This is a genomic window from Pseudonocardia nantongensis (assembly GCF_046546495.1).
Lineage (GTDB): Bacteria > Actinomycetota > Actinomycetes > Mycobacteriales > Pseudonocardiaceae > Pseudonocardia > Pseudonocardia nantongensis.
Genome location: NZ_JBKGXT010000031.1, coordinates 1 through 25,755, shown reverse-complemented (window position 1 = coordinate 25,755; position 25,755 = coordinate 1). Strand labels below are relative to the sequence as shown.

The 25,755-nt window shown below is 74.7% G+C and carries 24 protein-coding genes, 1 tRNA gene and 1 rRNA gene; 13 read left to right on the top strand and 13 right to left on the bottom strand.

What is annotated here, in order from left to right:
* Positions 1 to 57 precede the first annotated feature (57 nt).
* Positions 58 to 672: an MSMEG_1061 family FMN-dependent PPOX-type flavoprotein gene (locus tag ACLFMI_RS25215; RefSeq protein WP_410950446.1), complete on the bottom strand. Its 615-nt coding sequence runs from the start codon at positions 670 to 672 to the stop codon at positions 58 to 60.
* Positions 673 to 750: 78 nt separating this feature from the next.
* Between ACLFMI_RS25215 and ACLFMI_RS25210 the strand changes: the two genes are divergently transcribed.
* From ACLFMI_RS25210 to ACLFMI_RS25195, 4 genes are all read left to right on the top strand, one after another.
* On the top strand, positions 751 to 1,707 hold the full coding sequence (locus ACLFMI_RS25210) for an NAD(P)/FAD-dependent oxidoreductase (protein WP_410950445.1): 957 nt from the start codon (positions 751 to 753) through the stop codon (positions 1,705 to 1,707).
* A gap of 153 nt (positions 1,708 to 1,860) precedes the next feature.
* Positions 1,861 to 3,372, top strand: coding sequence for an FAD-binding oxidoreductase (locus tag ACLFMI_RS25205; RefSeq protein ID WP_410950444.1), 1,512 nt, complete (start codon positions 1,861 to 1,863; stop codon positions 3,370 to 3,372).
* 89 nt (positions 3,373 to 3,461) lie between these two features.
* Positions 3,462 to 5,093, top strand: coding sequence for a CYTH and CHAD domain-containing protein (locus ACLFMI_RS25200; protein ID WP_410950443.1), 1,632 nt, complete (start codon positions 3,462 to 3,464; stop codon positions 5,091 to 5,093).
* 10 nt (positions 5,094 to 5,103) lie between these two features.
* Positions 5,104 to 6,150 carry a PHP domain-containing protein gene (locus ACLFMI_RS25195; protein ID WP_410950442.1) on the top strand — a complete coding sequence of 349 codons (1,047 nt, stop codon included), beginning with the start codon at positions 5,104 to 5,106 and terminating at the stop codon, positions 6,148 to 6,150.
* Between the two features lie 65 nt (positions 6,151 to 6,215).
* Here the strand turns inward: ACLFMI_RS25195 and ACLFMI_RS25190 are convergent, their stop codons facing one another.
* Complete coding sequence (locus tag ACLFMI_RS25190; RefSeq protein ID WP_410950441.1) at positions 6,216 to 6,641, bottom strand: cupin domain-containing protein; 426 nt, start codon at positions 6,639 to 6,641, stop codon at positions 6,216 to 6,218.
* Positions 6,642 to 6,953: 312 nt separating this feature from the next.
* Here ACLFMI_RS25190 and ACLFMI_RS25185 point away from each other — a divergent pair, with 312 nt between their 5' ends.
* The gene (locus tag ACLFMI_RS25185; protein ID WP_410950440.1) at positions 6,954 to 7,742 is read left to right on the top strand and encodes a glycoside hydrolase family 16 protein; all 789 of its coding nucleotides are present in this window, start codon (positions 6,954 to 6,956) and stop codon (positions 7,740 to 7,742) included.
* Here ACLFMI_RS25185 and ACLFMI_RS25180 read toward each other — a convergent pair.
* Positions 7,739 to 8,749 carry a carbohydrate kinase family protein gene (locus tag ACLFMI_RS25180; RefSeq protein WP_410950439.1) on the bottom strand — a complete coding sequence of 337 codons (1,011 nt, stop codon included), beginning with the start codon at positions 8,747 to 8,749 and terminating at the stop codon, positions 7,739 to 7,741. The genes ACLFMI_RS25185 and ACLFMI_RS25180 overlap by 4 nt on opposite strands.
* A 98-nt stretch (positions 8,750 to 8,847) precedes the next feature.
* Between ACLFMI_RS25180 and ACLFMI_RS25175 the strand changes: the two genes are divergently transcribed.
* Complete coding sequence (locus ACLFMI_RS25175) at positions 8,848 to 9,852, top strand: CobW family GTP-binding protein (protein ID WP_410950438.1); 1,005 nt, start codon at positions 8,848 to 8,850, stop codon at positions 9,850 to 9,852.
* 100 nt (positions 9,853 to 9,952) lie between these two features.
* Here the strand turns inward: ACLFMI_RS25175 and ACLFMI_RS25170 are convergent, their stop codons facing one another.
* From ACLFMI_RS25170 to ACLFMI_RS25155, 4 genes are all read right to left on the bottom strand, one after another.
* Entirely contained in the window at positions 9,953 to 10,525 is a 573-nt protein-coding gene (locus tag ACLFMI_RS25170; protein ID WP_410950437.1) for a hypothetical protein, read from the bottom strand.
* A gap of 153 nt (positions 10,526 to 10,678) precedes the next feature.
* Complete coding sequence (locus ACLFMI_RS25165; protein ID WP_410950436.1) at positions 10,679 to 11,683, bottom strand: small ribosomal subunit Rsm22 family protein; 1,005 nt, start codon at positions 11,681 to 11,683, stop codon at positions 10,679 to 10,681.
* A 60-nt stretch (positions 11,684 to 11,743) separates the two neighbouring features.
* Positions 11,744 to 12,283 carry an isopentenyl-diphosphate Delta-isomerase gene (gene idi, locus ACLFMI_RS25160; protein ID WP_410950435.1) on the bottom strand — a complete coding sequence of 180 codons (540 nt, stop codon included), beginning with the start codon at positions 12,281 to 12,283 and terminating at the stop codon, positions 11,744 to 11,746.
* A 10-nt stretch (positions 12,284 to 12,293) separates the two neighbouring features.
* On the bottom strand, positions 12,294 to 13,478 hold the full coding sequence (locus ACLFMI_RS25155) for an NAD(P)/FAD-dependent oxidoreductase (RefSeq protein WP_410950434.1): 1,185 nt from the start codon (positions 13,476 to 13,478) through the stop codon (positions 12,294 to 12,296).
* 233 nt (positions 13,479 to 13,711) lie between these two features.
* On the opposite strand from ACLFMI_RS25155, the gene ACLFMI_RS25150 reads away from it, so the two are divergent.
* Positions 13,712 to 15,169: an MDR family MFS transporter gene (locus ACLFMI_RS25150; RefSeq protein ID WP_410950433.1), complete on the top strand. Its 1,458-nt coding sequence runs from the start codon at positions 13,712 to 13,714 to the stop codon at positions 15,167 to 15,169.
* A 182-nt stretch (positions 15,170 to 15,351) separates the two neighbouring features.
* Positions 15,352 to 16,644 (top strand): YeeE/YedE family protein, encoded by a 1,293-nt coding sequence (locus tag ACLFMI_RS25145; protein ID WP_410950432.1) that lies wholly within the window; start codon positions 15,352 to 15,354, stop codon positions 16,642 to 16,644.
* Between the two features lie 55 nt (positions 16,645 to 16,699).
* Here the strand turns inward: ACLFMI_RS25145 and ACLFMI_RS25140 are convergent, their stop codons facing one another.
* From ACLFMI_RS25140 to ACLFMI_RS25125, 4 genes are all read right to left on the bottom strand, one after another.
* Positions 16,700 to 17,401 carry a TetR/AcrR family transcriptional regulator gene (locus tag ACLFMI_RS25140; protein ID WP_410950431.1) on the bottom strand — a complete coding sequence of 234 codons (702 nt, stop codon included), beginning with the start codon at positions 17,399 to 17,401 and terminating at the stop codon, positions 16,700 to 16,702.
* Between the two features lie 239 nt (positions 17,402 to 17,640).
* Positions 17,641 to 17,874, bottom strand: a complete 234-nt coding sequence (locus tag ACLFMI_RS25135) for a hypothetical protein (RefSeq protein WP_410950430.1) — start codon at positions 17,872 to 17,874, stop codon at positions 17,641 to 17,643.
* Between the two features lie 302 nt (positions 17,875 to 18,176).
* Positions 18,177 to 18,977 carry a YceI family protein gene (locus tag ACLFMI_RS25130; RefSeq protein ID WP_410950429.1) on the bottom strand — a complete coding sequence of 267 codons (801 nt, stop codon included), beginning with the start codon at positions 18,975 to 18,977 and terminating at the stop codon, positions 18,177 to 18,179.
* The gene (locus ACLFMI_RS25125; protein ID WP_410950428.1) at positions 18,974 to 19,771 is read right to left on the bottom strand and encodes a carboxypeptidase regulatory-like domain-containing protein; all 798 of its coding nucleotides are present in this window, start codon (positions 19,769 to 19,771) and stop codon (positions 18,974 to 18,976) included. Before ACLFMI_RS25125 ends, ACLFMI_RS25130 begins: the two co-directional genes overlap by 4 nt.
* A 176-nt stretch (positions 19,772 to 19,947) precedes the next feature.
* Here ACLFMI_RS25125 and ACLFMI_RS25120 point away from each other — a divergent pair, with 176 nt between their 5' ends.
* The 3 genes from ACLFMI_RS25120 (at position 19,948) to ACLFMI_RS25110 (ending at position 23,148) form a co-directional block, all read left to right on the top strand.
* A complete protein-coding gene (locus tag ACLFMI_RS25120) occupies positions 19,948 to 20,865 on the top strand; it encodes an AurF N-oxygenase family protein (protein WP_410950427.1) in 918 nt (305 codons plus the stop codon).
* 12 nt (positions 20,866 to 20,877) lie between these two features.
* Complete coding sequence (locus ACLFMI_RS25115) at positions 20,878 to 22,380, top strand: FAD-dependent oxidoreductase (RefSeq protein WP_410950426.1); 1,503 nt, start codon at positions 20,878 to 20,880, stop codon at positions 22,378 to 22,380.
* Between the two features lie 360 nt (positions 22,381 to 22,740).
* Complete coding sequence (locus ACLFMI_RS25110; RefSeq protein WP_410950425.1) at positions 22,741 to 23,148, top strand: MmgE/PrpD family protein; 408 nt, start codon at positions 22,741 to 22,743, stop codon at positions 23,146 to 23,148.
* On the opposite strand, the gene ACLFMI_RS25105 is transcribed toward ACLFMI_RS25110, so the two are convergent.
* Positions 23,117 to 23,190, bottom strand: a tRNA-Arg gene (locus ACLFMI_RS25105). The genes ACLFMI_RS25110 and ACLFMI_RS25105 overlap by 32 nt on opposite strands.
* A 196-nt stretch (positions 23,191 to 23,386) precedes the next feature.
* Between ACLFMI_RS25105 and ACLFMI_RS25100 the strand changes: the two genes are divergently transcribed.
* Positions 23,387 to 24,190 carry a PP2C family protein-serine/threonine phosphatase gene (locus ACLFMI_RS25100; RefSeq protein ID WP_410950424.1) on the top strand — a complete coding sequence of 268 codons (804 nt, stop codon included), beginning with the start codon at positions 23,387 to 23,389 and terminating at the stop codon, positions 24,188 to 24,190.
* Between the two features lie 33 nt (positions 24,191 to 24,223).
* Here ACLFMI_RS25100 and ACLFMI_RS25095 read toward each other — a convergent pair whose 3' ends face one another.
* Positions 24,224 to 24,847 carry a class I SAM-dependent methyltransferase gene (locus ACLFMI_RS25095; protein ID WP_410950423.1) on the bottom strand — a complete coding sequence of 208 codons (624 nt, stop codon included), beginning with the start codon at positions 24,845 to 24,847 and terminating at the stop codon, positions 24,224 to 24,226.
* A 794-nt stretch (positions 24,848 to 25,641) separates the two neighbouring features.
* On the opposite strand from ACLFMI_RS25095, the gene ACLFMI_RS25090 reads away from it, so the two are divergent.
* Positions 25,642 to 25,755: ribosomal RNA gene (locus ACLFMI_RS25090) — 16S ribosomal RNA — on the top strand; the annotation flags it as partial.

The window sequence follows — 25,755 nt, the reverse complement described above, 5'->3', positions numbered from 1 at the left end:
GGGGTGCCGTGCCCGGTGACGGTGTGCCACGACCGGTGCCGGGCCGCTGCGGGACCGTCAGTACCGGTTGACCTTCGCGTCGCGGTTCAGGGCGGCGTCGATCAGCTTCGCCGGGCCGGGGAGGCCGTACTGGCCCTTCACCAGCTTCCCGGCGCTCGGCACCTCGCCCCGGGCGGGCCAGGTCTCGTGCTTCCACAGCGAGCTCCGCAGGAACGCCTTCGCGCAGTGCAGGTACAGCTCGTCGATCTCGACGACGATCGCCAGCTCCGGGGTCGCCCCCTCGACGGTGAGCCGGTCGGCGAACTCCGGCCGGTGCACGATCCGGGCCCGGCCGTTGACCCGCACGGTGTCGTTCGAGCCCGGTACCAGGAAGAGCATCCCGACGTGCGGGTCGTGCAGGATGTTGCGCAGCGAGTCGAGCTTCCGGTTGCCCTTGCGGTCGGCGAACGCGATCGCGTGGCCGTCGTCGAGCACCAGGACGTTGCCGGGCGGATCGCCGCGTGGCGAGACGTCCACGCCGTCCGGGCCGGTCGTCGAGAGCAGGAAGAACGGCGACGCGGCCACGAACTCGGCCGTCACCGGGTCGACCCGGTCGCGGGCCTTGTCCCGGATCGCCGCGTCGGGCTCGGTGATGATCTCGCGCAGGCGTGCCTCGTCGGCGATGTCCTCCACGGTCCCCCCTCGGTTCGTGTGAGGTCACGCTAACTCCGGACGGGCGGGGCCGGAAGCGACGGCCTAGGTTCGCCTCGCATGGGCGTGATCGTGGTCGGGGCCGGTATCGCCGGAACGACGTGTGCGGCCGAGCTGGCCGCGCGCGGGGTGGACGTGACCGTGTACGAGCGGGCGCGGACGGTCGGCGGCCGGCTCGCGGTGCACGTCCGTGACGGGCGCCCGGCCGACATCGGCGCCGCCTACTTCACCGTCTCCGACGACGAGTTCGCCGCCCGCGTCCGGCGCTGGCAGCGCGCCGGCCTGGTCCGCGAGTGGACCGACACCCTCGCCGTGTTCGACGGCGAGCGGCGCGCGGCCGACAACCCCGGCCCGGTCCGCTGGGCAGCACCCGGCGGGTTGCGCTCGCTGGTCACCGAGACCGCCCGCGACCTGACCGTGCACACCGGACGGACCGTCGAGCGGGTCCGGCCCGGCCCGGAGGGGCGGCCCACCGTCGACGGGGAGCCCTGCGACGCCGTCGTCCTCGCGATGCCGGACCCGCAGGCCGCCCGGCTGCTCGACCCGGTCACCGCCGCCGGGACGGCGGTGTCCGGACGGACCTGGAACCCGGTGGTCGCGCTGACGCTGCGCTTCGCGCACCGGTCCTGGCCGGAGATCGCGGCCGCGTTCGTCAACGACCACCCGGTGCTGTCGCTGGTCGCCGACGACGGCGACCGCCGCGGAGACCGCGCCCCGGTGCTGGTCGCGCACTCCACCGGCGCCCTCGCCCGCGCGCACGACGCCGACCCGGCCGGCGCGGTCCCGGACCTGACCCGTGCGGTGCGCCGGCTGCTCGGGATCGCCGAGGAACCGGAGTGGACGCACGTGCACCGCTGGCGGTGCGCCGCCCCCGCCGGGCGGCGGGACGAGCCGTTCCACCTCGACGGCGACGGCATCGCGCTGGTCGGCGACGGCTGGGGCCGCTCCCGGGTGCAGACGGCGTGGCTGTCGGGCCTGCACCTGGCCCGCGCCGTGACCGCCCGCCTCACTCGCTGACCGCGCCCCGCCGACCCCGCCCCGCCGAGATGCGGCTCAGCGCGAATTGTGGATCTTTACGCAGCAGTGGGGTGCATCTCGGCGGGGTGGAGCGGGGTGGATGGGTGTACGGGTGGTGGCCCCGGTGGTGGGCGGCGGCATACCGTCGCGGACATGCCCGAGCCCCACAGCGCAGCAGCCACCGGCGACGTCATCGACGGGCCCCCGGTCGTCGTCGAGCCGGAGGGGCGGCCGTTCGGGGGATCCACCGACCCGGCCCGGCTGGACACCCGCGGACCGGACGCCACCGGCCGTGCGCTGCTCGCCGAGCTCGCGGACGCGATGGACACCGACCGGGTGCTCACCGACCCGGACACCGTCCGCCCCTACGTGCACGACGAGGCCGAGTGGGCCGAGTACGGCACCCCGCTGTGCGTGGTGCGGGCCAGGAGCACCGCCGACGTCGCCGCCGTCGTCGGCGCGTGCGCGCGGCACCGGGTCCCGGTCGTCCCGCGCGGCGCCGGGACCGGCCTGTCCGGCGGTGCGAACGCCGTCGAGGGCTGCGTGCTGCTGTCGCTGGAGAAGATGACCGCCATCCGGGAGATCTCGGCCGGGGAGCGGCTCGCGGTCGTCGAACCCGGGGTGGTGAACGACGACCTGCGCGCCGCCTGCGCGGAGCAGGGCCTCTGGTACCCGCCGGACCCGGCGTCCGCGCCCTGGTCGACGATCGGTGGCAACGTCGCGACCAACGCGGGCGGGCTGTGCTGCGTCAAGTACGGCGTGACCAGGGACTACGTGCTCGCGTGCGAGGTCGTCACCGCGAGCGGTGAGGTGGTGCGGGTCGGGCGGCGCACCGCGAAGGGCGTCGTCGGCTACGACCTGGCCGGGCTGCTGGTCGGGTCCGAGGGAACCCTCGGGGTGATCACCGAGATCACCGTGAAGCTGCGCCCGGCCCGCCCGAGCGCGCCGCGCACCGTCGTCGGGTTCTTCGGTTCGCTGGCCGACTGCGGGGCCGCGGTCGCCGCCGTCACCGAGCAGGGCATGCAGCCCGCGGTGTTCGAGCTGGTCGACCGGGAGTGCCTGCAGGCGGTGAACTCCTGGCGCAACGCCGGCCTGCCGGAGGGCGCCGCCGCGCTGCTGCTCGCGCAGACCGACCTGCCCGAGCCGGCCGCGGAGGCCGAGGCGGACGCGATCCTGGCCGCCTTCACCGCGCACGGCGCCACCGAGGCGATGGCCTCCACCGACGAGGCCGAGGCCGAGGCGCTGTTCGCCGCGCGGCGGATGGCCTACCCGGCCCTCGAGCAGCTCGGGATGGGGATGCTCACCGAGGACGTCTGCGTACCCCGGTCGCGGATGGCGCAGATGCTCGCCCGGATCGAGGAGATCGGCCGCACCCGGGACGTGCGGATCGCCACCGTCGCGCACGCCGGCGACGGGAACCTGCACCCGCTGATGCTGACCCCGCACGACGACCCGGCCGCGCGGGACCGGACGAAGGCCGCGTTCGACGAGATCATCTCCGCCGCTGTCGAGCTCGGCGGCACCGTGACCGGTGAGCACGGCGTCGGGCTGCTCAAGCGGGACGGGATGGAGCGCGAGCTCGGTCCCGGAGCGCTGGCGATGCAGCGCGCGGTGAAGGCCGCGCTCGACCCGGACATGATTTTCAACCCGGGCAAGGCCGTCTGACCGACCCGCGGGGCACCCGCCGTCCGACGGTGGGCGCTTCGCCCGGATGGCGCTGCCTGCCCGCGGGCCCGACCGGGAACTCACTCGGCATGAGTGACGCCGAACTCGTCCGCACGACCGACCACGCCGACGTCGCCGTCCCCGAGGTCACCGGGTCGGCGCTGACCTATCGCGGGCCCGCGCACACCGGCGCGCCCCGGCTGCGTGACCTGCCCGGCGTGGGCGGGGTGCAGCCGGTGACCGACGCCGAGGTGCGCGAGCTGGAGCGGTTCGACACCGCCGATCTGCGGCTATTCGCCGCGGGGATCGAGCTGACCGTCGAGCGGATCGGCCCGGACCGCGGCGGTGCGACGCCGGAGACCGCGGCCTGGGTGCTGACGCTGCCCGACGGCGGGCCGGACGAGCGGTTGCGGATCCCGCTGGCGGCCGCCGGCGTCGAGGGCGTGGACCCGGCGGAGGTGCCCGGCGAGATCGACGAGCTGGTCCGCCGGATCCGCGGCGACGGCGAGCTGCACCCGGCCGGGCGGATCCGGGTGATTCGCACGACCGTCCGGCTGCAGGACGAGCACGGACGCGAACTCGCCCTGCTGCACCGCGACCAGGTGCACGTCGCGACGCTGGGCGGCGCGACCGCGGTCGACAGCTGGTCCGAGGCGGCGGTGCGGCCCGGCACCGCCGGGACCGCGGTGCTGCAACGGGTCGACGAGGCGTTGCGGGCCACCGGGATGCTCCGCGGCGCCCCGGCCGCCCGCACCCGGCTGGCCGAGCTCTTCGCCGAAGCCGCCCCGGCCGAGCCACCGCGGCGCACCGGGCGGAAGGGCAGCGCCGGGGCGCTGCTGCTGGCCTACCTGGGCGACAAGGTGGACACTCTCGCCGAGCGCGAGCGTGACCTGCGGGCGGACCGCCCGGACGCGGTGCACCAGATGCGGGTCGCCTCCCGGCGGATTCGCAGCGCGCTGCGCACCTACGGCGGCCTGCTGGAGGGGCCGCGGGCGCCGCACCTGGTGGCCGAGCTGCGCTGGCTGGGCCGGGCGCTGGCCGGCGAGCGCGACGCCGAGGTGCAGGAGGAGCGGCTCACCGGCCGGCTGGCCGACCTGGAGCCCGAGCTGCTGTTCGGCCCGGTGCAGGCCCAGGTCACCCGGCACTTCGCCCGGACCCGGGCGGAGGCGCGCGCGGCCGTCATGGACGTCGTCGACGGCGAGCGGTACGCCGCGCTGCAGGGTGCGCTGCGCCGGTTGCTGGCCGACCCGCCGCTGTCATCGCGAGCCGCGGAACCCGCGCGGAAGGTGCTGCCGACGATGGCCGGACGAACCGCGAAGAAGCTGAACCGGCGGATGGAGGCCGCGCTCGCCGAGCTGTCCGACGGCGGCGAGCGGCCCGCCGGGGACGCGACGGAGTTGCTGCACCGGGCGCGCAAGACCGGCAAGCAGCTCCGGTACGCCACCGAGGTCGTCCGGCCGGCCGTCGGGAAGGACGCCCGAGCGTTCGCCAAACGGCTCAAGGCGGTGCAGCAGGTGCTCGGCGACCATCAGGACGCGGTCGTCTCCCGGGAGACGTTGCGGCTGCTCGGCGGCCAGGCCGGTGCCGAGCACGGCAACGGGTTCGCCTTCGGCGTGCTGCACGGCCAGGACACGGCCCGGATGCGCGAGCTGGAGGAGCGGCTGCCAGGCGTCTGGGAGGACGTGTGGACGTCGGGGGCCCGGCGCTGGATGCGCCGCTAACCTGACCGGCGTGGACGATCCCCGGGATGCGGTGGCGGACCTGCGGCGGATCGCGTTCCTGCTGGAACGGGCCGGCGAGTCGACCTACCGGGTCCGGGCGTTCCGCACCGCGGCCGGTGCGCTGCGCGGCCGGGACCCGGGCGAGCTGGCCCGGCTGGCGTCGTCGGGCGGGCTGACCGACCTGCGCGGGGTCGGGGAGGTGACCGCCCGCTGCGTCGCCGAGTCGGTGCGCGGCGAGGAGCCGGTGTACCTGCGCCGGCTGGAGGACGCGGTGGCCCGCGCGGACGCCAAGGGGGTCCCGCTCGCCGAGGCGGCCCGGCGGCTGCGGGAGTCGCTGCGCGGCGACTGCCACAGCCACACCGACGCCTCCGACGGCGGCTCCCCGCTGGCCGAGATGGCCGAGACGGCGATCGCGCTCGGGCACTCCTACCTCGTCGTCACGGACCACTCCCCGCGGCTGACCGTGGCGAACGGCCTGTCCGCGGAGCGGCTGCGGCGCCAGCTCGAGCAGGTGGCCGCGCTGAACGAACGGATCGCAAGGACCGGGTCGGGGTTCCGTGTGCTCACCGGGATCGAGGTCGACATCCTCGACGACGGCGCCCTCGACCAGGATCCGGACCTGTTGGGCGAGCTGGATCTGGTCGTCGCGAGCGTGCACTCGAAGCTGCGGATGCCCCGCGACGAGATGACCGAGCGGATGCTGACGGCCGTCGCGAACCCGCACGTCGACGTGCTCGGGCACTGCACCGGCCGGATGGTCACCGGTCGCCGGAAGCGGCCCGGGTCCGAGTTCGACGCCGAGCGGGTCTTCGCCGCCTGCACGGACGCCGGTGTCGCCGTGGAGATCAACTCACGGCCGGAGCGGCTGGACCCGCCGAAGCGGCTGCTGCGCCTGGCGGTCGAGGCGGGCTGCGAGTTCACCATCGACACCGACGCGCACGCGCCCGGCCAGCTGGACTGGCTCGACCACGGCTGCGCCCGCGCGGTGGCCTGCGGGGTCGACCCGGACCGGATCCGCAATACCCGGGACGCGGCCGGGCTGCCCGCCCGCCGGTGATCGCCGGGATCGTGACGAACGCGCTGCGGCGCGGCGCCGACGTCACGATCCCGGCGATCAATCGGTCAGCGCAGCTCGAAGTCGGCGAAGTCGAAGCCGGGCGAGACCAGGCAGCTGACCAGCACCGGGCCGTCACCGAGCGGGGCGGCGCGCTGCCAGACCCCGGCCGGGACCTCCCGCTGGGGCAGCACCTGCACACCGTCGACGGCGCGCGGCGGGCCGAGCCGGAGCGGGGTCCCGGGGTCGGGATCGTCCCCCGCCCCGCCGAGGAGGAGCTCGGCGTCCGGGCCGGTGTGCCAGCACCACAGCTCGGCCGAGCGGACCCGGTGCCAGCGGCCCGGTCCGTCGAACAGGTAGAGGATCGCCGTCGCGGACGGCCGGTCGCCGTGCGGCGTCGACACCGTCACCGGCGACGCCCAGGTCCGCCGGTACCACCCGCCCTCGGGGTGCGGTTCGAGGGCGAGGGCGGCGGCGAGGTCGGGGCGGGACACCGGACCAGGGTCGCAGACCGCCGTGACGGCCGGTGAGCGTCGCCGGGACAACCGTCACGGTCCGTCGATCCGGCCGGGTGTAACCCCCGATCAGGGGCGACTCGACCGGGTGTCTCCGCTGGCGGTGTGCACGTACCGCTCGTCTGATGGGGCCGTCGGTAACGCAAGGGACGGGAGTGACTCACGGTGCCATCGAGGACACGAGCCAGGACCGGACGGACCGCGCTGACCGTGCTGGCGGCGACGCTGGCGGTGAGCGCGGCGACCGCCGTGCACACGCCCGCCACGGCCGTTCCACCGTCACGCGCCGCGATGAGCGCCCCCGCCCCGGACGAGCCCGCCCCATCCGCTCCCGCGGCCGGCAACTGCCCGCAGACGGCGGCGCAGAAGCTGAACTGGGGCGACCCGACCCGGCGTTCCGACTTCGACGGCGCCGCCGTCCCGCCGGACTGGCACCCGTACGGCCCGGAACCCGGTCACGACAAGCAGGGCATCCGGACGCCGGAGGCCGTCACCGTCGCCGACGGCCAGATGACGATCAACGGCGACGAGCAGGGCACCACCGGCGCGGTGAGCTGGCACCCCGGGCAGCGCTACGGGCGCTGGGAGGCGTGCGTCCGGTCCGAGAAGGGGGCGGGCGGGCTGAACTCGCTGCTGCTGCTCTGGCCGGTGGCCGAGGACTTCCCGGTCGGCGGTGAGATCGACTGGATGGAGATCACGTCCGACGATCGGCAGGAGACCAACTTCTTCCTGCACTACGGCGAGAACAACGACCAGGACCACGGCTCGGTGCAGCACGACTCCACGCAGTGGTCGGCCTACGCGCTGGAGTGGACGCCGGAGAAGATCACCGCCTACGTCGACGGCGAGGAGTGGTACACCAACACCGAGACCGACCAGTTCCCGCCCGGTCCGATGAACATGACCATGCAGCTGGACTACTTCGGCGACGCCGGTGGCCCGACCGCCATGCACATGGACTGGGCGAAGCAGTGGGCGCTGCCGGAGAGCGAACCCGCCGAGCTGAGCCTCCCGCCAGGGGCGCCCGCGACCGGCCAGCCGGAGGACTTCCCGGACCGCACGCCGCGCAGGCTCGGTTAGGCCGTCCCGGCCGTGGCGTCCAGCTCGGCGCGGGTCGGCGGGTTGGCGCCGTGCCGGGAGCAGGTGATCCCGGCGGCGACGACGGCCTCGGTCAGCACACCGTCGAGGGTGTCCCGGTCGATCCGGTAGAGGTCCTGGCGGCGGGCGGCGCCGAGCAGACCGCGCCGGTGCAGCCCGGCCAGCATGCCTGAGGAGAAGCTGTCCCCGGCGCCGACCGTGTCCACCAGGTCGATCTTCCGGCCGGGCAGCACGGTGTGCAGCCCGGACGCGGTACCGGCAAGCACCCCGTTCGCCCCGAGCGTCACGACGACGACCGCCGGGCCCAGCTCCAGCCACTCCCCGACGACGTCACCGGGGTCCCGGCCGGGCAGCAGCCAGGCCAGGTCCTCGTCGCTGACCTTGACGACGTCGGCCAGTCCGAGCAGCTCGTGCACGCCGGGCAGCACGTCGTCCGGGGTGCCCATCAGCATCGGCCGGAAGTTCGGGTCGTAGCTGATCGTGGCGGTGTCCACAGCCGAGGCCAGCAGCTCGCGCAGCGCCTCGGCGCCGGGCGGGGTGGTCAGCGCCAGCGATCCGGAGTGCACCGCGACGACCGGCTCGCCGTCGGCCGAATCCAGGGCCCCGGCCAGCTCGTCGTGGGTCCACTGCCAGTCCGCGGTGCCGCCGACCCGGAAGTCGTAGGAGGCGACGCCGTCGTCGGTCAGCTCGACGATCGCCAGTGACGACGGTTCGGTCGCCTCGACCGCGTGTGACAGGTCCACCCGGTTGCCAGCCAGGTGCTCCCGCAACCGGCGGCCGAGCAGGTCGTCGGCCAGCCGGGCGAGCATCCGGGCCGGCACGTCGAGCCGGGACAGCCCGACCGCGACGTTCGCCGGGCTGCCGCCGGGCGCGAACTCCCAGTATCCCTCGGCGGGCGCGGGGACGACGTCGACCAGGGCCTCTCCGGCGACGGCGACCACCCCCCGTCCGGGTGAGACGGCGGCGGTGTCGGGGAGCACATCGGACATGGGGAGCACTCTGCCACGACCCGCCCCACCCGTGGCCTGCGCTGGCCGGCCCACCCCGCCCGGACAGGCCCCGACCGGCCGCGTGGTACTCATTCAGGGTGCCCCCCAGGATCCCGGTCGTGGTGCTGGCCGGGTTTCTCGGTTCCGGCAAGACGACCCTGCTGAACCACCTGCTCGTCGCGGGTGGCGACGCCCGCATCGGCGTCGTGGTGAACGACTTCGGCGCCGTCGGGATCGACGCGATGCGGCTGGCCGGGCAGGCCGGTGGGGTGGTCGGTCTGGGCAACGGCTGCCTGTGCTGCGAGGTCGGCGAGGGCGGCGTCGCCGAGGTGCTGGACCGGCTGGCCCGCCGCCGGGACGAGCTCGACGTCGTCGTGATCGAGGCCAGCGGGATCGCCGAGCCGGGCACCCTGGTGCAGCTGGTGCTCGACGGGCTCGGCCGGCACCTGTCGTTCGGCGGGCTGGTCGAGGTGGTCGACGCGGCCGAGTTCGAGGCCTCCCGGCGGGTGCACCCGCAGCTCGACAAGCACGTCTCGCTGGCCGACCTGGTGGTCCTCAACAAGATCGACCGGGTCGGGCCGGGCCCGCTGTGGCGGGTGCGCCGGCTGTGCCGGGAGGCCAACCCGCGGGCCCCGATCGTCCCGGTCCGCGACGGCGCGGTGGACCCCGCCCTGCTGTTCGACATCGAGGTCGTGCCCGGCCGGCAGTTGATGCTCGGCGAGCAGGTCGACGAGGGCGACGAGGACACCCACCTGCACGTCGGGTACCAGAGCGTCTCGTTCGTCTGTGACGAGCCGCTGGACGCCGGCCGGCTGCAGGACCTGCTGGACGCCCGGCCGTCCGGGCTCTACCGGATCAAGGGCTCGGTCCGGTTCGCCGCCGCCCCGGCGCGGGAGCGCTGGGACCTGCACACCGTGGGCCGCTACGTCCGGTTCCGGCGCACCCGGTGGGACGACGGTGAACCCCGCCGGACCACGCTCGTGCTCATCGGGACCGGGCTGGACGAGGCCGCGCTGGAACGCTCGCTGCGCGGCTGCGTCGCCGCCGCCGACGACCGCCGCGACCCCGACGCGCTGCTCCCGGTCCACCGCTACGCCGGATGACCCACCCCTTTTCGCATCATGGCTCCACAACGCCGCTCGACGGGGCGCCCCGCGGGGACGCCCTGGTGCGCGTTGTGGAGCCCTGACGCGGTGGGCGGGTCTAGACGGCGGTGAGGTCCGGGCCGGTGGCGGGTTCGGTCAGGTTCTGCAGGGCGTCGGCCGCCCACTGCTCGCCACCGGCGACCGCGGTCCAGAGCAGGCCGCCGAGGGTGCGGGTCGGGTCGATCCGGCCGCCCTGCCAGGACGGGCTCGCGGCGAGCCGCTCGGCGCGGACGCAGAGCTGCCAGGACGGCGAGTCCCGGTCGTGGACGTCGAAGGTGTAGCGGGAGTGCCCGAAGCGGGCCCGGTAGGCCCGGACCGGGTCGGTGGCCGCGTGGATCAGCGCGAGCACCAGGATCGCCAGTGCGAACGCGACCGGCAGGCAGACCAGGAACATCGTGCCAGACCAGGCCCAGCTGTTCTCCCCGCCGACGAGCGCGACCACCGCCGAGCCGAGCACGGCGCTCGCGGTCATCGTCCCGGCGGGCAGCCGGGTGTAGACGAGGTCGCCCTCGTCGTCGATCACGTACGCGGTGTCGTTGATCAGTGCGGGATCGTGGATCCGGTACCCGAGACGGGTCCGGACGAGGGTGGGCAGCCGGTCGGTGGGTGCACCGGTGGAGAAGTCGGTCATGATCGTGCTCGATCCGCTGAGAATGCTGCTGGTCGCGGCCCACCGGATGGCCGTCGCGCCCGGACATCGCCCACGATGCCGGTCGTCGTTACAGGTTCGCCACGTGGTCGCCCTGGGTAATCGTGGTGATCCTGGTCACGGTGCGCGTCGGGATCACGGTGCGTGGCCCTCGGGCGGCCAGGGGTCGCCCCACGCTGCGTCCCGAGCGCTCCGGTACAGCTCATTGCGGCTGCGCGGAACGGGCGTGTCGCGCAGCGCGCCACCGGCCTCGCAGACACGCAGCGTGACGAGTCCCTTCCGGGTCGCCGGGTGCCGCACGATCCGCCCGGGAGCCGGTGCGGCGGCGTCGCCGTCGGCCTGCCGCACCGCGACGACGTAGGAGAACTTCTCGTCCTCGTGGCCCAGCGACCCGGCCTTGAGCACCCGGTGCCGCGACGTCCGGGGCACCCGCACGGCGAAGTGGCACCAGTCGTCGCCGGTGATCGGGCAGGCGCCGTCGTGCGGGCAGGGTGCGACGACCGTCATCCCGGCGGCGAGCAGCCGGTCCCGGGCGGCCAGCACCCGCGCGTACCCGGCCGGGGTCCCCGGCTCGACGACGGCGACCACCCGCGCCGCCCGCGCGGCCGCGTCGACCAGCGCCTCGCGCACCGGTCCGGTCAGCTCGCCCAGCAGGTAGCAGGCGGTCACCAGGTCCGCCTCCGGCAACCGGGGCGCCGTGTCCAGCACCGCGGCCTCCCAGCGGGCGTCGCGCACGGTGGCCGACCCGGCGTCCGCCGCGAGCCGCCGGCCCAGCGCGCGGGCCGGTTCGGTGGCCTCCAGCACGGTGGCCCGGCGCAGTGCGGGCCACACCTGCGCGGCCGCCCACACCGCCGCCCCGGTGCCACCGCCCGCGTCGAGCAGCGTCGCCGGGTCCGGCACCCGGGCGGCGGCGCGGTCCAGCACGTCGAGCACCGCGGCGTACGTGGCCGGCATCCGGTACGCGGCGTACGCCGCGGCGTCGTCGGCGGAGCGCAGGATCGGCGACGACGGGACCGTGCCGCTGCGGTAGTCGCGGATCAGCCGTTCCACGACGGGGGCCAGTCGGCCCGCAGGGACCGGATCGAGGGTGCGGTCCAGGGCCGCGGCGAGGTCGGCGGTCAGGTCGGTCACGCCGGTCATCCCACCACCCCGCCGCCGCCCGCCGGTCAGCGCCGCCTGTCGGTCAGCGCCGCCTGTCGGTCAGCGCCGCGCGCCGGCCAGCAGCGGGTCGTCCAGGGCGGCGAGCAGCGGGACCTGCAGCCGCGCCCACGGCGAGAGCCCGGAGGCAGGGTCGTCCGCGGCGGCGCGGAACTGCGCCCAGGACCACCAGGCGACGTCCTCGACCTCGTCCGGGCGCGGGTCCGGTTCGCCGGCCAGCCGGGCCACGAACACCGGGCACAGCTCGTTCTCCTCCACTCCGTCCTGGGAGGCGCGGTAGGAGAAGGCCGGCAGCACCATCCGCAGCTCGACGGCCCGCAGCCCGAGCTCGTCGGCGAGCCGGCGGCGCACCGCGTCGGCCAGGTGCTCGCCCGGGGCCGGATGCCCGCAGCAGGTGTTCGTCCACACCAGCGGGAACGCGGTCTTGCTGCGTGCCCGCCGGGTGACCAGCAGCCGGCCGGCCTCGTCCACGCCGTAGCAGGAGAACGCCAGGTGGCGCGGCGTCGTCGGGCCGTGCACGGTGGCCTTGTCGGCGACGCCGATCGGGTTCCCGTCGTCGTCGAGCAGCACGACCTGTTCCATGCGCCCCTGTCTACCCGAGCGCGGCGCGGCGGGCCCGGTGACCGCCACGGATCACTCCGCCCCGGACCGCGCCGCGGGCCAGGTGCCCGAGCACCAGCGCCAGTGCGGTGGGGGAGACGGTGCCGCGGGCCAGGCCGAGCCGGACCGCGCAGTCGAACACCGTGCGGTGCGCGTCGGCGGCACCGATCGCGGCGTCCAGGAACCCCGGCCGTGCGGCCAGCCGGGACAGCCGCCCGGTGTGCCGGTGGTGCCGGCCGAAGGCCCGCGCCATCGCGGCCCGGTGCGCAGCCCCGCCCGCCGCGCCGCGCAGCGCGTCCCGCCCGGCCAGGATCCCGGACGCGACGGCGTCGAAGATCCCCTCACCGGTCAGCGGGTTGACCTTGGCCGCGGCGTCCCCGGCGAGCAGCACCCGGCCGTCCGGGTGGAACCGCGGGGTGACCGACAGCGGCAGGTGGTGCGCGCGCAGTGTGGCGGGGTCCGGCTGCTGGCCGGGCAGCAGTGCCGCCAGCCGCTCCAGCAAGGCGGCCCGGGACCCGGCACCGCGCCGGTCGAAGACGCCGTAGCCGACGTTCGCGCCGCCCCCGGCCACCGGGAACGACCACGCGTAGGCCGGGAACTCGGCACCGGCGTAGGCGATGTCGAGGGTGCCCGGCTCGGCCGCGAGCGGGGCGTACCCGCGGATCGCGACCGCGGTGCCCTCCGGCGGGGCCGCCGGGGGACCGAGCGCGCGGCGCACCACCGAGTGCGCCCCGTCCGCACCGACGACGGCCCGCGCGGCGATCGTGCCGTCGAGCACGACGCTGTCCGGACGCACCTCCAGCGACCGGACCCGGTGCCGCCGCAGGTCCGCGCCGGCCGCCACCGCCGCGTCGGCCAGCGCCGCGTCCAGCACGGTGCGGGTGATCACCCGGTTCGGTCGCGGTGCGGTCCGGTGCACCGCGCGCCCGGACGGCGTGCGCAACCGCAGCCGGGGCGTCTCCGGCCCGAGCTCGCGGATGCCGGCGACCCCCAGGCCGTCGAGCAGGTCGAACACCTCCGCGGCGACGCCGTCGCCGCAGGTCTTGTCCCGCGGGAACGCCGCGGCGTCGAGCAGCAGCACCGACGCGTCCGGGCGCAGCCGCAACGCGTTCAATGCCGCCGCGGACCCGGCAGGCCCGGCCCCGACCACCACCACGTCGTGCACCTGCGTGGCCACACGCCCCCCTCGTGCTCGCCGACCCCTCTCCGCGGCAGCTGCTCGCCGACAGCTCCTTGTACGCCGGATCATTGTGCGCCGGATCATCGTGCGCCGGAGCGTTCGCCGGTGGCGGACGGCGGTGAAACCGCCTCGCCGCGGCGGGCGCTCTGGTGTTCACTCGTGCCTACCGCGACGGGACCCGCCGCGGTCCCGCACGCCCGGACCCGGGCCGGACACCGAGGAGGACCCCCGTGAGCACCCAGCCGTCGACCGGACCCACGCCGGGGGCGGAGCGGCTCCCGGCAGGGGCAACCCTGATCATCTCACTGCTGGTCGGCTCCGCGTTCGTGATGATCCTGAACGAGACGATCATGAGCGTGGCACTGCCGGCCCTGATCGCCGACCTGCACATCAGCGCGGCCACCGGACAGTGGCTGACCAGCGGGTTCCTGCTCACGATGGCGGTGGTCATCCCGGTCACCGGCTACCTGCTGCAGCGGTTCCCGCCGCGCGCGGTGTACCTGGCGTCGATGAGCCTGTTCAGCGCGGGCACCCTGCTCTGCGCCCTGGCGCCGGTGTTCGGCGTGCTGATCGCCGGCCGGGTCGTGCAGGCCACCGGCACCGCGGTGATGGTCCCGCTGCTGATGACGACGATCCTGCGGCTGGTCCCGGAGAGCCGGCGCGGCCAGACGATGGGCACGATCTCGATCGTGATCGCGGTCGCCCCGGCGGTCGGCCCGACGCTGTCCGGGGTGATCCTCTCGGCGCTGGGCTGGCGCTGGATGTTCTGGATCGTGCTCCCGATCGCGCTGCTCGCGCTGGCCGCGGGCGCGGCCCGGCTGCGGGTGACCGCGCCGACCTCGCGCGCCCCACTGGACGTCGCGTCCGTGCTGATCTCCGCGGTCGCCTTCTCCGGCCTGGTCTACGGGCTGTCCGCGATCGGTGAGTCGGCCACCGGCGCCGGGGGCGGGCTGCCGCCCTGGGTGCCGCTGGGGATCGGCGTCCTCGCGCTGGCGGTGTTCGTGCACCGCCAGCTCCGGCTGCAGCGCACCAGCCGGTCCTCCGGCGGCGCGGTGCCACTGCTCGACCTGCGCCCGTTCGCCTCCCGCCGCTACACGCTCGCGCTGGTGCTGGTCGCGACCGGGTTCATGGCGCTGTTCGGCGCGATCATCCTGCTGCCGCTCTACATCCAGGAGGTGCTGGGCCGCAGCGCGTTCGTGGCCGGGCTGGTGGTGCTGCCGGGCGGGCTGGTGATGGGGCTGCTCGGCCCGTTCGTCGGCCGCGCCTACGACCGGCTCGGCGCCCGGACCCTGGTGATCCCGGGGTCGCTGCTGCTGGCCGCGTCGCTGTGGGGGTTCACCACGCTGGGCGAGCGCTCACCGATCCCGCTCGTGGCGCTGCTCTACGTCGGGCTGTCGGCGGCGCTGGCGCTGATGTTCACCCCGCTGATGACCGACGCCCTCGGATCGCTGTCCGGTGAGCTGTACTCGCACGGTAGCGCCATCCTGACGACGCTGCAGCAGGTCGCCGGCGCCGCCGGGACCGCGCTGTTCATCACCGTGATGACGCTGGCCTCGGGTGGGGCGGGTATCGACATGGCCGGGGTGCACGCCGCGTTCGTCACCGCGGCGCTGATCTCGCTGGCCGTGGTGGCCATCGCGGTCCTCGCGAGCCGGCCCTCCCGGACCGAGGTCACGACCGACGCCTGACCGGCCGTCGAGAGGCACGTTCTCGCCGTCGCTGCGAGGGGAACGTGCATCCCGGCGACGGCAGTGGGGCGGGCGAGGCGCTGCTCACCCCCTGAGCGACGACGACGGGGGAACAGATCACCGGGCCGCTCGCGCTGTACCGGGCGATCGGCGTCCCCAGCCGCCCCGACCGAGGAGAGTCGTTGTCCGTCGTCAGTGAACCGAGCCGCTCGGCGCACCCGCTGGTGCGCGCGGTGCGCGACATCCCCGCCACCGAACGGGCCGCGTTCGGTCCGCAGGACCGGGCGGCGCCGCCGCCGCAGTGGCGGACGGTCGCCGTCGGCGTGCTGCTGGCCGCGCTGCTGCTGCTCGGGGTGGCCCGGGTGGCGCCGGCCACCATGGTCGGGACCGCCGCGCTCGGCCTCGCGCTCGGCTTCGTGCTGTTCCACTCCCGGTTCGGCTTCACCTCCGGGTGGCGCCAGCTGGTCTCGGTCGGCCAGGGGGCCGGGCTCCGCGCGCACATGCTGATGCTCGGCACGGCCGCGGTGCTGTTCGCCGTGGTCCTCGCCTCCGGCGTCGCGCTGGCCGGCGAACCGCGCGGGCTGATCTCGCCGATCGGCATCCCGCTGGTGGTGGGGGCGTTCCTGTTCGGTCTCGGCATGCAGGTCGGCGGGTCCTGCGCGTCCGGCACGCTGTTCGCCGTCGGCAGCGGGCAGAGCGCGATCGTGCTGACCCTGTTCGGCTTCGTGGTCGGCTCGGTCCTGGCCGCGATGAGCTACGCGTTCTGGACGCAGACCGTGCCGCAGGGGCCCTCGGTGAACCTCGCGCAGCTGCTCGGCTACCCCGGCGCGCTGCTGGTCACCCTGCTCGCGCTGGCCGTGATCACGGCGCTGACCTGGGGGCTGGCCCGGCGCCGGACACCGCCGCCGGTGCAGCGCCCGCCGTCGGCCCGCGGGATCGCCCGGGCCCTGCGCGGGTCCTGGCCGATGTGGGTCGGTGCGATCGCGCTCGGCGTGCTGAACGCCGCCGTGCTGTTCGTCTCCGCCGCGCCCTGGGGCGTGACGTCGGCGTTCGCGCTGTGGGGATCGAAGATCCTGCAGTTCCTCGGCGTCGACGTCGCGAGCTGGACCTACTGGCAGGTGCCGGCGAACGCGTCCTCGCTGGCCGGGCCGGTGCTCGCCGACCGGGTGTCCAACCTGGACTTCGGGATCATGGTCGGTGCGCTGGTCGCGTCCGCGGCCGGCGGGGCGTTCGTGCTGCACCGCCGGATCCCGTGGAAGCTCGGGCTGGGCGCCGTCGTGGGCGGGATCGCGATGGGCTACGGCGCCCGGCTGGCCGGCGGCTGCAACATCGGCGCCTACTTCTCCGGCATCGCCTCGTTCAGCCTGCACGGCTGGATCTGGGCCGTCGTCGCGCTCGCCGGGACCTGGGCGGGGCTGCGGATGCGACCGCTGTTCGGCCTGGCCAACCCCAAGCCGGCCGACTCGATCTGCTGAGCCCGCCCGGTCCGTGCCGGACGCGGCGCCGCGGTGCGGGTGCCCGGCGGCGGGGTCAGTCCGCGGTGCTGCCCGGCTTCCGCCCGTCGGCCGGGTCCGGCGCCGCGTCGGTGTGGTGCGCCGTGAGCGCGTTCACCAGGCCCATCGCCCGGCCGAACAGGCTGTCCGGGACCGAGCCGGGATCCATCCGTCGCTGTCGGACCAGGCCGTGGAACAACCCGGTCAGCACGGTGGCCAGCTCCTCGGTGCTCAGCAGCGGGCCGGGCTCCGGGGCCGGCTGCTCGGCCAGGATCCGGGCGATCGACGCCCGGGTCCGGCGGTCGTCGTCGGCGAGTGCGGTGGCCAGCTCGTCGTCGTTGCGGATCGCGTAGAGCCAGGTCTCCGCGTCGAGCAGGGCGCGCACCCGGTCGTCGGCGGTCTCGGCGAGCTGCGCGCCGAGCCGGTCCAGCATCCCCTGGTCGTCCGGGCCCTCGGCCAGCGTGCCGGTGGCGCCGTCCAGGTTGTCGGCGGTCGTGCGCGCGATCAGTGCGGCGAACAGCGCCTGCTTGCCACCGAAGTGGGCGTACACCGAGCCGATCGCGACGCCGGCCTGCCGGGCGATCTCCTCGACCGAGGCGCTGCCGTACCCGCGTTCCGCGAACACCGTTCCGGCCGCGGACAGCACGGCCTCCCGGGTCCGTGCCTTGCCCTCGGCGCGACGGTTCGGACGAGCCGGGTTAGCTCGGCCGGGGGTATCGCCCTCGCTGTTGTCGCTCACATGCCACATTGTGGCCCACGGCAGGCCGCTTCGCTTCACCCGTCCGCTCTAGCCACCCTGTCGCATCTGGCGGCAGGGCGAACCGGCCCCTCCCCGGGCCGGCCCGCCCGCGGCGGCGTCCTGCTCCCCGGCGGCCGCCGCCGTCCCCGCGGGTCCGCCGTCCCCGCGGGTCCGCCGTCCCCGTCCGGTCCCCGGCGCCGCGCACCGGGGACCGGCGGCGGCCTACTCGCGGAACCGGGTCAGAGCACGCCGCCGACCACGCCGTCCACGCCGTCCACGGTGTCCGCGACCGAGCCGAGCAGCCCGTCGACGCCGTCCACGACGCCGCGGACCGGGCCGGCCTGCTCCTCGCTCCCGGTCCGACCGGAGTCGGCACCACCGTCGGTCTCGCCGGCGGAGGCCACCCCGGCGGCCCCGGCGAGCGCGATCCCCGACGCCAGGGCCACGGCGACCATCCTCTGCGAACGCTTCATCTCGTCTCCTCCTCGATCGGTGCGTACCGGTTGCACCGGTTGCGGTGCCGGCGCAGTCCTACCGATTGATGGAAGATCTTGAAATCAACCCTCACTGAGGCTTGGTTGCACACAATGCGGTGAGCGGTGTCGCCGCGCAATCGGGTACCGACCTGGGTGACGGCCCGGCCGCGCCGCCTGCTAAACGCGGGCCGGAATGCCTGGTCACCGACGGTGGGAATCGCCCTCCGGGGTAGCCGGCCGTGCCCCGGACGGAGTAGCCGTTCGTCGCGGCCGATGAGCACGGCGGGTCGTCGCCGTGCTCACGGTTCCAGGACGGCCTGTACGTCGAGGTCGATCCGGAGCGTGCGGCCGACGGCCAGCACGCCGGCCAGCACCGACTGGTTCCAGCTGATCGCGAACTCGTCGCGGGAGATCTCGGTGCCGGCGGTGAACGCGGCCCGGGTGCCGCCCCACGGGTCGGGCCCGGAGCCGCCGTAGACGACGTCGAGGTCCACCGGTGCGCTGACGCCCTTGAGGGTGAGCGTGCCGTGCACCGTCCAGTGCGTCGGGTCCCGGCGGACCAGGCCGTCGCCGACGTAGCGGATCTCCGGATGCGCCGCGACGTCGAGGAAGTCCGCGTTGCGCAGGTGCGCGTCGCGGTCCGGCTCGTCGGAGTCCACCGACGCCGGGTCGATCGTCACCGCCACGCCGCTGTGCTCCAGCGGGTCGGCGACGGTGACCGTCCCGGCGAACCGGCGCAGCCGCCCGTGGATCCGGCTCATCCCCAGGTGCAGCGCGGTCGCCTGGATGCTGGAGTGCATCGGGTCGATCCGCCAGGTACCGGGGGTGGGCAGCACGGCGCCACCGGTCCGGGCCAGCTCCAGCACGCCGAGGTCGAGGTCGACGCCGTCCAGCGTCACCGCGCGGGCGGTGGGTTCGTAGCCGGGCGCGACGGCGACCACGGTGTGCACCCCGGCGCTGAGCGCCTCGACGCCGAACCCGCCGTCGGCCCGGGTCGCGGCCCGGCCGCGCTGCTGTCCGGTCGTGTCCATCACGGTCACCGTGCCGCCGGGCACCGGCCAGCCGTCCGGGCTGCTGAGCCGTCCGTGCAGCGCGCTCACCGCGGGCCCCCGTTCCGGGCCGGTACGCCGCCGCGCGGGTCCGGGAAGCGCACCTCGACCGGCGTCGTCGTGCCGCGTGCCACCTGCACCACGCTGACCACCGGCGGGTGCCCGGCGGCGGTCAGGGCGTGCTCGCCGTCCGGCAGGTCGTCGAGCGCGTAGCGCCCGTCCGGTCCGGAGACGGTCGAGGCGACGGTGTGGCCGGCGTCGTCCGCCACGGTGATCCGCGCACCGGCGACGGCGGTGCCGTCCGCCGAGCGGGCCGTCCCGGCGAGCCCGGAGCGAGCCGGCAGTGTGACGCCGATCGGCGTCCCGTCCGGAGCGGGCGTCACGGTGCGGGCGACCGGCCGGTGCCCGGGTGCGGTGACGGTCAGGGTGTACGGCCCGGCGCCGGGTGCGACGAGCCGGAACCGGCCCTGCGGGTCCGGTCCGCCGGTCGCGACGACGTCGCCGCGCGGGTCGATCAGCGCGAGCGCGGCCCTGGGCACCGGTCGTCCGGCGGCGTCGACCAGGGTGCCGTTCAGGGTCGCACCCCCGGCCAGCGTGACGTCGTGCCGGACCGGCGTCGCGGAGACGCCCACCAGCGCGGCCTGCGGCGGCGTTCCGTCCACCGCGACGACGACCAGGTAGGTGCCTCCGGTCGGCAGCCCGACGACGTACCCGCCGTCCGGGTCGGTCCCGGTACGGCCGTGCTGGCGCCCGTCCAGGTCGGTCACGGTGACCGCCGCGCCGGCCGTGCCGGCACCGTCCCGCCACCGCACGGTGCCGGAGATCCCCGGTGTCCCGGATGTCACGTACCCACCTCCATTTTTATTGCGTATCGCAACAATAACCGTGACCGGTCGCGGTGGGCGCGGCACGTCGGACCGCGCGGCCGGGCTCCGCTGGTCGCTGGATGCGGCCTGCTGTTACCCGTGGTAACGTTACCGGTGGTTACACCACATGACGACGTCGTCTGCGAGGAGTGGACATGACCGCCACCATCCCGGACCCCCAGGCCACCGAGGTTGCCGAGGACCGGAAGGACACCGCGGAGCGTCTGCTGCGGTCGTCCGAGGAGCTGTCGTTCGACCCCACCACTCAGGTCGACTGGGAGACCCCCCTCGACCGCGGCCACCACGGCATGAGCCCGGAGTGGAGCAGCCTCTACGGCACCACCTACTGGGACGAGCTGACCGAGGAGCAGCGCGCGGAGCTGACCCGGCAGGAGTCGGCGTCGGTGGCCTCGACCGGCATCTGGTTCGAGATGATCCTGCAGCAGCTGATGTTGCGGGACTTCTACGCCAAGGACCCGACCGACCCGTCGTTCCAGTGGGCGCTGACCGAGATCGCCGACGAGTGCCGGCACTCGATCATGTTCGCGCGCGGCTCGGCGAAGCTAGGCGCCCCGGCCTACGTCCCGAAGCGTCACGTCGTGGCGTTGGGCCGGTTCTGCGCACTGACCTACTCCGGTGAGGCCGCCTACGCCTCGATCCTGGTCGCCGAGGAGGTCCTCGACGTCATGCAGCGGGACTGGATGCGCGACGAGCGCGTCGCCCCGTTCGTGCGGACGATCAACAACATCCACGTGGTCGAGGAGTCGCGGCACATGCGCTTCGCCCGCGAGGAGACCCGGGACCGGCTCCGCAGCGTCGGCCCGCTGCGCCGCCGCTACCACGCGCTGCTCGTCGCGGCCGCCGCGTACGTCATCGTCACCAGCATGTGGAACGAGCAGGTCTACGCGAACGCGGGCCTCGACACGCAGCGAGCGCTGCGCGAGGCGAAGGCCAACGAGCACCACAAGGCGCTGCTGCGCTCGTCCTGCGCGGGGCTGATGGAGTTCCTGTCCTCGTGCGGGCTGCTGACGAAGCCCGCGCTCTGGTTCTACCGGCGCGCGAACCTGATCTGAGCGAGGATCCCCGTGGCCTTCGCGATCACCCAGACCTGCTGCACCGACGCCTCCTGCGTGGCCGCGTGCCCGGTCAACTGCATCCACCCGACGCCCGACGAGCCGGACTTCGGGACGACCGACATGCTCTACATCGATCCGCGGGCCTGCATCGACTGCGGGGCGTGTGCCGATGCGTGCCCGGTCGACGCGGTGTTCCCTGTGGAGCGGCTCGGCGACGCGCTCGCGGGCTACGCGGAGGTCAACGCGGGGTACTACGAGGGCAAGCCGGTCGCCGGGAAGCTCGAGCACGACTCGCCGCTGTTCCACGACTGGCAGCCGCCCTCGTTCACCCGGAGCCTGCCGGCGGACATGGCCCCGCTCGACGTCGCCGTGGTCGGGACCGGGCCGGCGGGCATGTACGCCGCGCAGGACCTGCTGCTGCACACGTCGTCTCGGGTGACGCTGGTGGACCGGCTGGCCACCCCGGGCGGGCTGGTCCGGTACGGCGTCGCGCCGGACCACCCGTCGACCAAGCGGATCGGGGAGTCCTTCGCCCGGTTCCACGACCACCCGCGGGTGCGGATGCGGCTCGGCACCGAGGTCGGCCGGCAGGTCACCGCCGACGAGCTCGCGGCCCGGCACGACGCGGTGGTCTGGGCGGTCGGCGCGCCCGAGCCCAAGGACCTCGGCCTGGCGAGGGAGCAGCTGCCGGGCAGCATCGCCGCGGACACCGTCGTGGGCTGGTACAACGGCCACCCCGACGTGCCCCGCGACGCCGTGGACACCGCGGCGCAGCGGGTGGCGGTGATCGGCACCGGCAACGTCGCGCTGGACGTGGCCCGGGTGCTGACCGCCGACCCCGCGGACCTGGAGCACACCCCGATCGACCCGCAGGCGCTGGCAGCGCTGCGATCCGGGGCGCTCCGCGAGGTCGTCCTGCTGGGCCGGCGCGGCCCGGAGACGGTCGCCGCGACCGCTCCCGAGCTGCGCGAGCTGCTCGGCCGGTCCGGTGTGGACGTCATCGTCGACGAGCACGACCCGCGGATCGCCGAGTCCCTCGACGGGCCGGTGAGGTCCGAGGCGCACGGGCTGCTGCAGCGGGCGGACCGGGAGAAGGTCGACTGGTCGGTGCCCGCCGCGGGACCGCGGGTGGTGTTCCGCTTCCACACGGTGCCGGAGCGGATCGAGGGCCGGGTCCACGTGCAGGGGGTGCGCACCGCCGACGGTGCGGAGATCCCGGCCGGTCTGGCCGTGCGCGCGGCCGGGCGTCGCGGGCGCCCGGTCCCGGGCCTGCCCTTCGACGACGACCGCGGCGTCGTCCCGAACGACGCCGGCCGGGTCGCGGACCGGCCCGGGCACTACGTCGTCGGCTGGATCAAGCGGGGCCCCTCCGGCGGTATCGGGACCAACCGCACCTGCGCCGCCGAGACCGTCGGGTCCCTGCTGGACGACGCCGTCGCCGGGCGCCTGCCGCGGCACCACCGCCGTGGCTCGGCGGTGCGGGCACTGGCCGCGAGACTGCGCCGGCGCTGACACCGCCCCGGCCCGGCGCGACGGCCCGCGCGCCGGCACCCGGCGCGGATGGGCGACGATGCCCTGCCCGACCGGCGACGCCCCGCCCGACCAGCACGGTCGGGCGGGGCGTCGTCGTGTCCGGGGTCGGTCGTGGGGAAGAGCTTCACCACCACTGACGCGACGTCCGATCAACGGAGCCGTCGAGTCGGCCTGTGACGTCCCCCTTCTCGTTGATCGAGAGCGGCGCTGTCGGAGGAGTCGGCCGCCCCTCGACCATCAAGCGCTCCGGTTCGATGCAGCGCAGCGTCAGGAGGTCACACGACCGACGTTCACACCGCACCCCCGGGCCCGGCGACGGTCCCGGGCGATGCGCTCACCGTGCGCGGTCCCGCCCGCAGGGTCACCACCGCGACCGAGCTGTCCGACGTGCCGGAGCAGGTCGTCCGCCAGGCATCGCTGTCCGTGCTGGACCCCGTGGCCTGCGCGGTCGCGGGTGCGGCGACCCCGGAGACGCGGGCCGTGCTCGCCGCCGAGTCCGAGTTCCTGCCACCGGGTCGAAGCCCGGTCCTCACCACGGGGACCCGGACCGCGCCGGAGGCCGTTGCCCGGTCGCACGGCTACCGGGGCGATGTGTTCGAGCTCAACGGCCTGATCGGCGGGGCGCGGGGCCATGGGGGGCGAGGCCGGCGACGGTCGCTCCGACTCCTGCTCCATGATTACCGATCGCGAGCGCCGCGCAAGGCTCCGACCTGGGTGCCCCCGGCAGGACTCGAACCTGCGACCTAGAGATTAGAAGGCTCTTGCTCTATCCGGCTGAGCTACGAGGGCGGGTCGCGCCGGGACGCGTCCCGCGCGCGACCACGGTAGCGCCGGTGGCAAGCGATCACCGACACCCCGTCGGTCGCCCGACCGGAGCAGCCCGGCGGGAGCAATGTGCGAGGTGAGCACCATCCGTCCGGTTGAAGACACCGCTGAACGGGCCCAGCCTGCGCGGCCCTCGCAGGGTGACGTCCATACTGTCCGCATGGTGCTGGGACTGCGATCCGCGATCGGGTCGGATGTGGGTCGTCGCCGGACGTCGAACCAGGACTCCGGCGCGACGACCGGCCGGCTGCTGATCGTCGCCGACGGCATGGGCGGCCATGCGCACGGCGAGGTCGCGAGCGCGGTGACGGTGTCGGCGTTCACCGAGCTGGAGGCCCGCCTTCCCCCGGACCTGATCGACCTCGACCTGGCCGCGGAGATGACCGAGGCCCTGGTCGACGCGACCGACCGGCTCGGCCGGCGCGCCGCCGAGGACCCGGAGACCCGCGGGATGGGGACGACGGTCGTGTCGCTGCTGCTGACCGGCGAGCAGCTGGCGCTCGCGCACATCGGGGACTCCCGGATCTACCGGCTCCGCGACGACGACCTGGTGCAGCTGACCCACGACCACACGATGGTCCAGCAACTCGTCGATCAGGGGCAGATCACGGTGGAGGAGGCGGCGCACCACCCGCGCCGCTCGGTGCTCATGCGCGCGTTGAGCACCGACCACGCGCCGGAGCCCGACCTGGACCGGATCGACATCGTCGAGGGCGACCGCTTCCTGCTCTGCTCCGACGGGGTCACCGCGGTCCTCGACGACGCGACGCTGCAGCGAGAGCTGGTCTCCGGTGCCGAACCGGACGCCGTCGTCGATCGGCTGATCGAGCTGGCGAACGAGGCCGGGGGACCGGACAACATCACCGCGATCGTCGCCGACGTCGTCGAGCTGCCCGACGACGAGCCGCGCGCCCAGCATCTCCGGGTCGCCGGTGCGGCGGCGGAGATCGCCCCCTCGAACTGACCCGTACCCCGCCCGGACCGAGCCGGCGGACGCTCAGCGCCGGGCGACGACCCGACGCAGTCTCACGCCCCTGGTGGCCGAGCGATGGCCGGCGATCGCGGACCGGACATCCGCCGGGAGCCCGGGCGGGTAGATCCCGGCCCGGCACAGCGCCTCGACGTCGACGGGACCTGCGTCGGGACTGAAGGTCAGCCGATCGTCGGCCAGCACCGCGAACTCCGCCGAGGCCGCCAGCCAGTCCGGGTGGTCCACACACGACGGGTGACGCCACCCATCCCGCACCGCGCGCCGCAGCGCGCCCCCGCGCCACCCGAACGACGGGGGCGCCGGCACCAGGACCGACAGCAGTCCGTGCGGGGCGAGCACCCGCCGCGCCTCGGCGAGCACGACCTCGGGCTCCGGCTGCAGCGGGAGCACCAGGGGCAGCGCGATCCGGTCCACCGACCTGGTGCGGAGGGGGAGCGCGGCGGGGGACGCGGGCACCGGGACCTCCGAGGCGCCCTCGACCAGAAGCACCTGCCCGGTGATCGCCACCCGCACCCGTGCGCTCGAGCCCGGGATGAGGCACCACTCGGCCGCGGTCGGCCCGGCCCCTGCGCGCAGCCGGTGCAGCTCGGTGGGGAGGACGTCGGGTTCGGGCGACTGGTCGGTGCTCACGGCTCCGGAGTCTGGCGCACTCCGCCCACCGTTCTCCTCGACGGTCACGGCGCGCAGCGGCCGGGTGTCGTACGTCCACGACGCCCACGGCCGCGACCACAGGGCCCAACGGTGGCCCGCACGACGAACGGCCCCCGAACACCGATGATCGACACCAGTGGTGCCCCGCGTCATCCGGGCGAGACCGCACGGTCGCGCACGACCGCTCATCGTGGCCCGGGGCCACGACGGGCGGTCGAAAAAAATCTTGGAAGCTTCCGGCGCCGGTGCCGACCCACGACGAACGACGGTGTGCAGCCCCGGTAGGGGCCTGATCGGGGCTTCCCCTTGCGCGATCGGGCCTGGTCAACCACGATGCCAGATGAGCTCGTCAGCACGACCGCTCGTCGTGCGCCAGGGTCGGGTTCGACCGCGGCGCTGTGTGGCTTGAAACCGGATCTGCGCAGGTCAGCGGCTAAATGGGACCCCGGTTTGACGTGCCCGAACGGCGTGCCGTAACTTTCTTCCTGTCAGCGAGAGAGCCGGACAGAACGGGCCTTGGAGGTCCGGTCAGCAGGCCCCGCGGACGCAGTAGGAGCCCCCCGGTGGTTGGCCGAGTTTCTCGGTGTGATTGTCTTGTGGGGTCGAGGTGATCCGCCTTCGGATCCGGTCTGGCGGCCGGTGATGTGGTGCGGGTGTCTTTTGAGAACTCAACAGTGTGTCGAGCTATTTTTGGTTTGGCGTTTTTGTGCCAGATTGTTTGGTCATGGGTCTGACCCCGTCGGGTCTGTGACTGTGTTTGTTTGTCAGGGTTTTTGTTGGAGAGTTTGATCCTGGCTCAGGACGAACGCTGGCGGCGTGCTTAACACATGCAAGTCGAGCGGTAAGGCCCTTTCGGGGGTACACGAGCGGCGAACGGGTGAGTAACA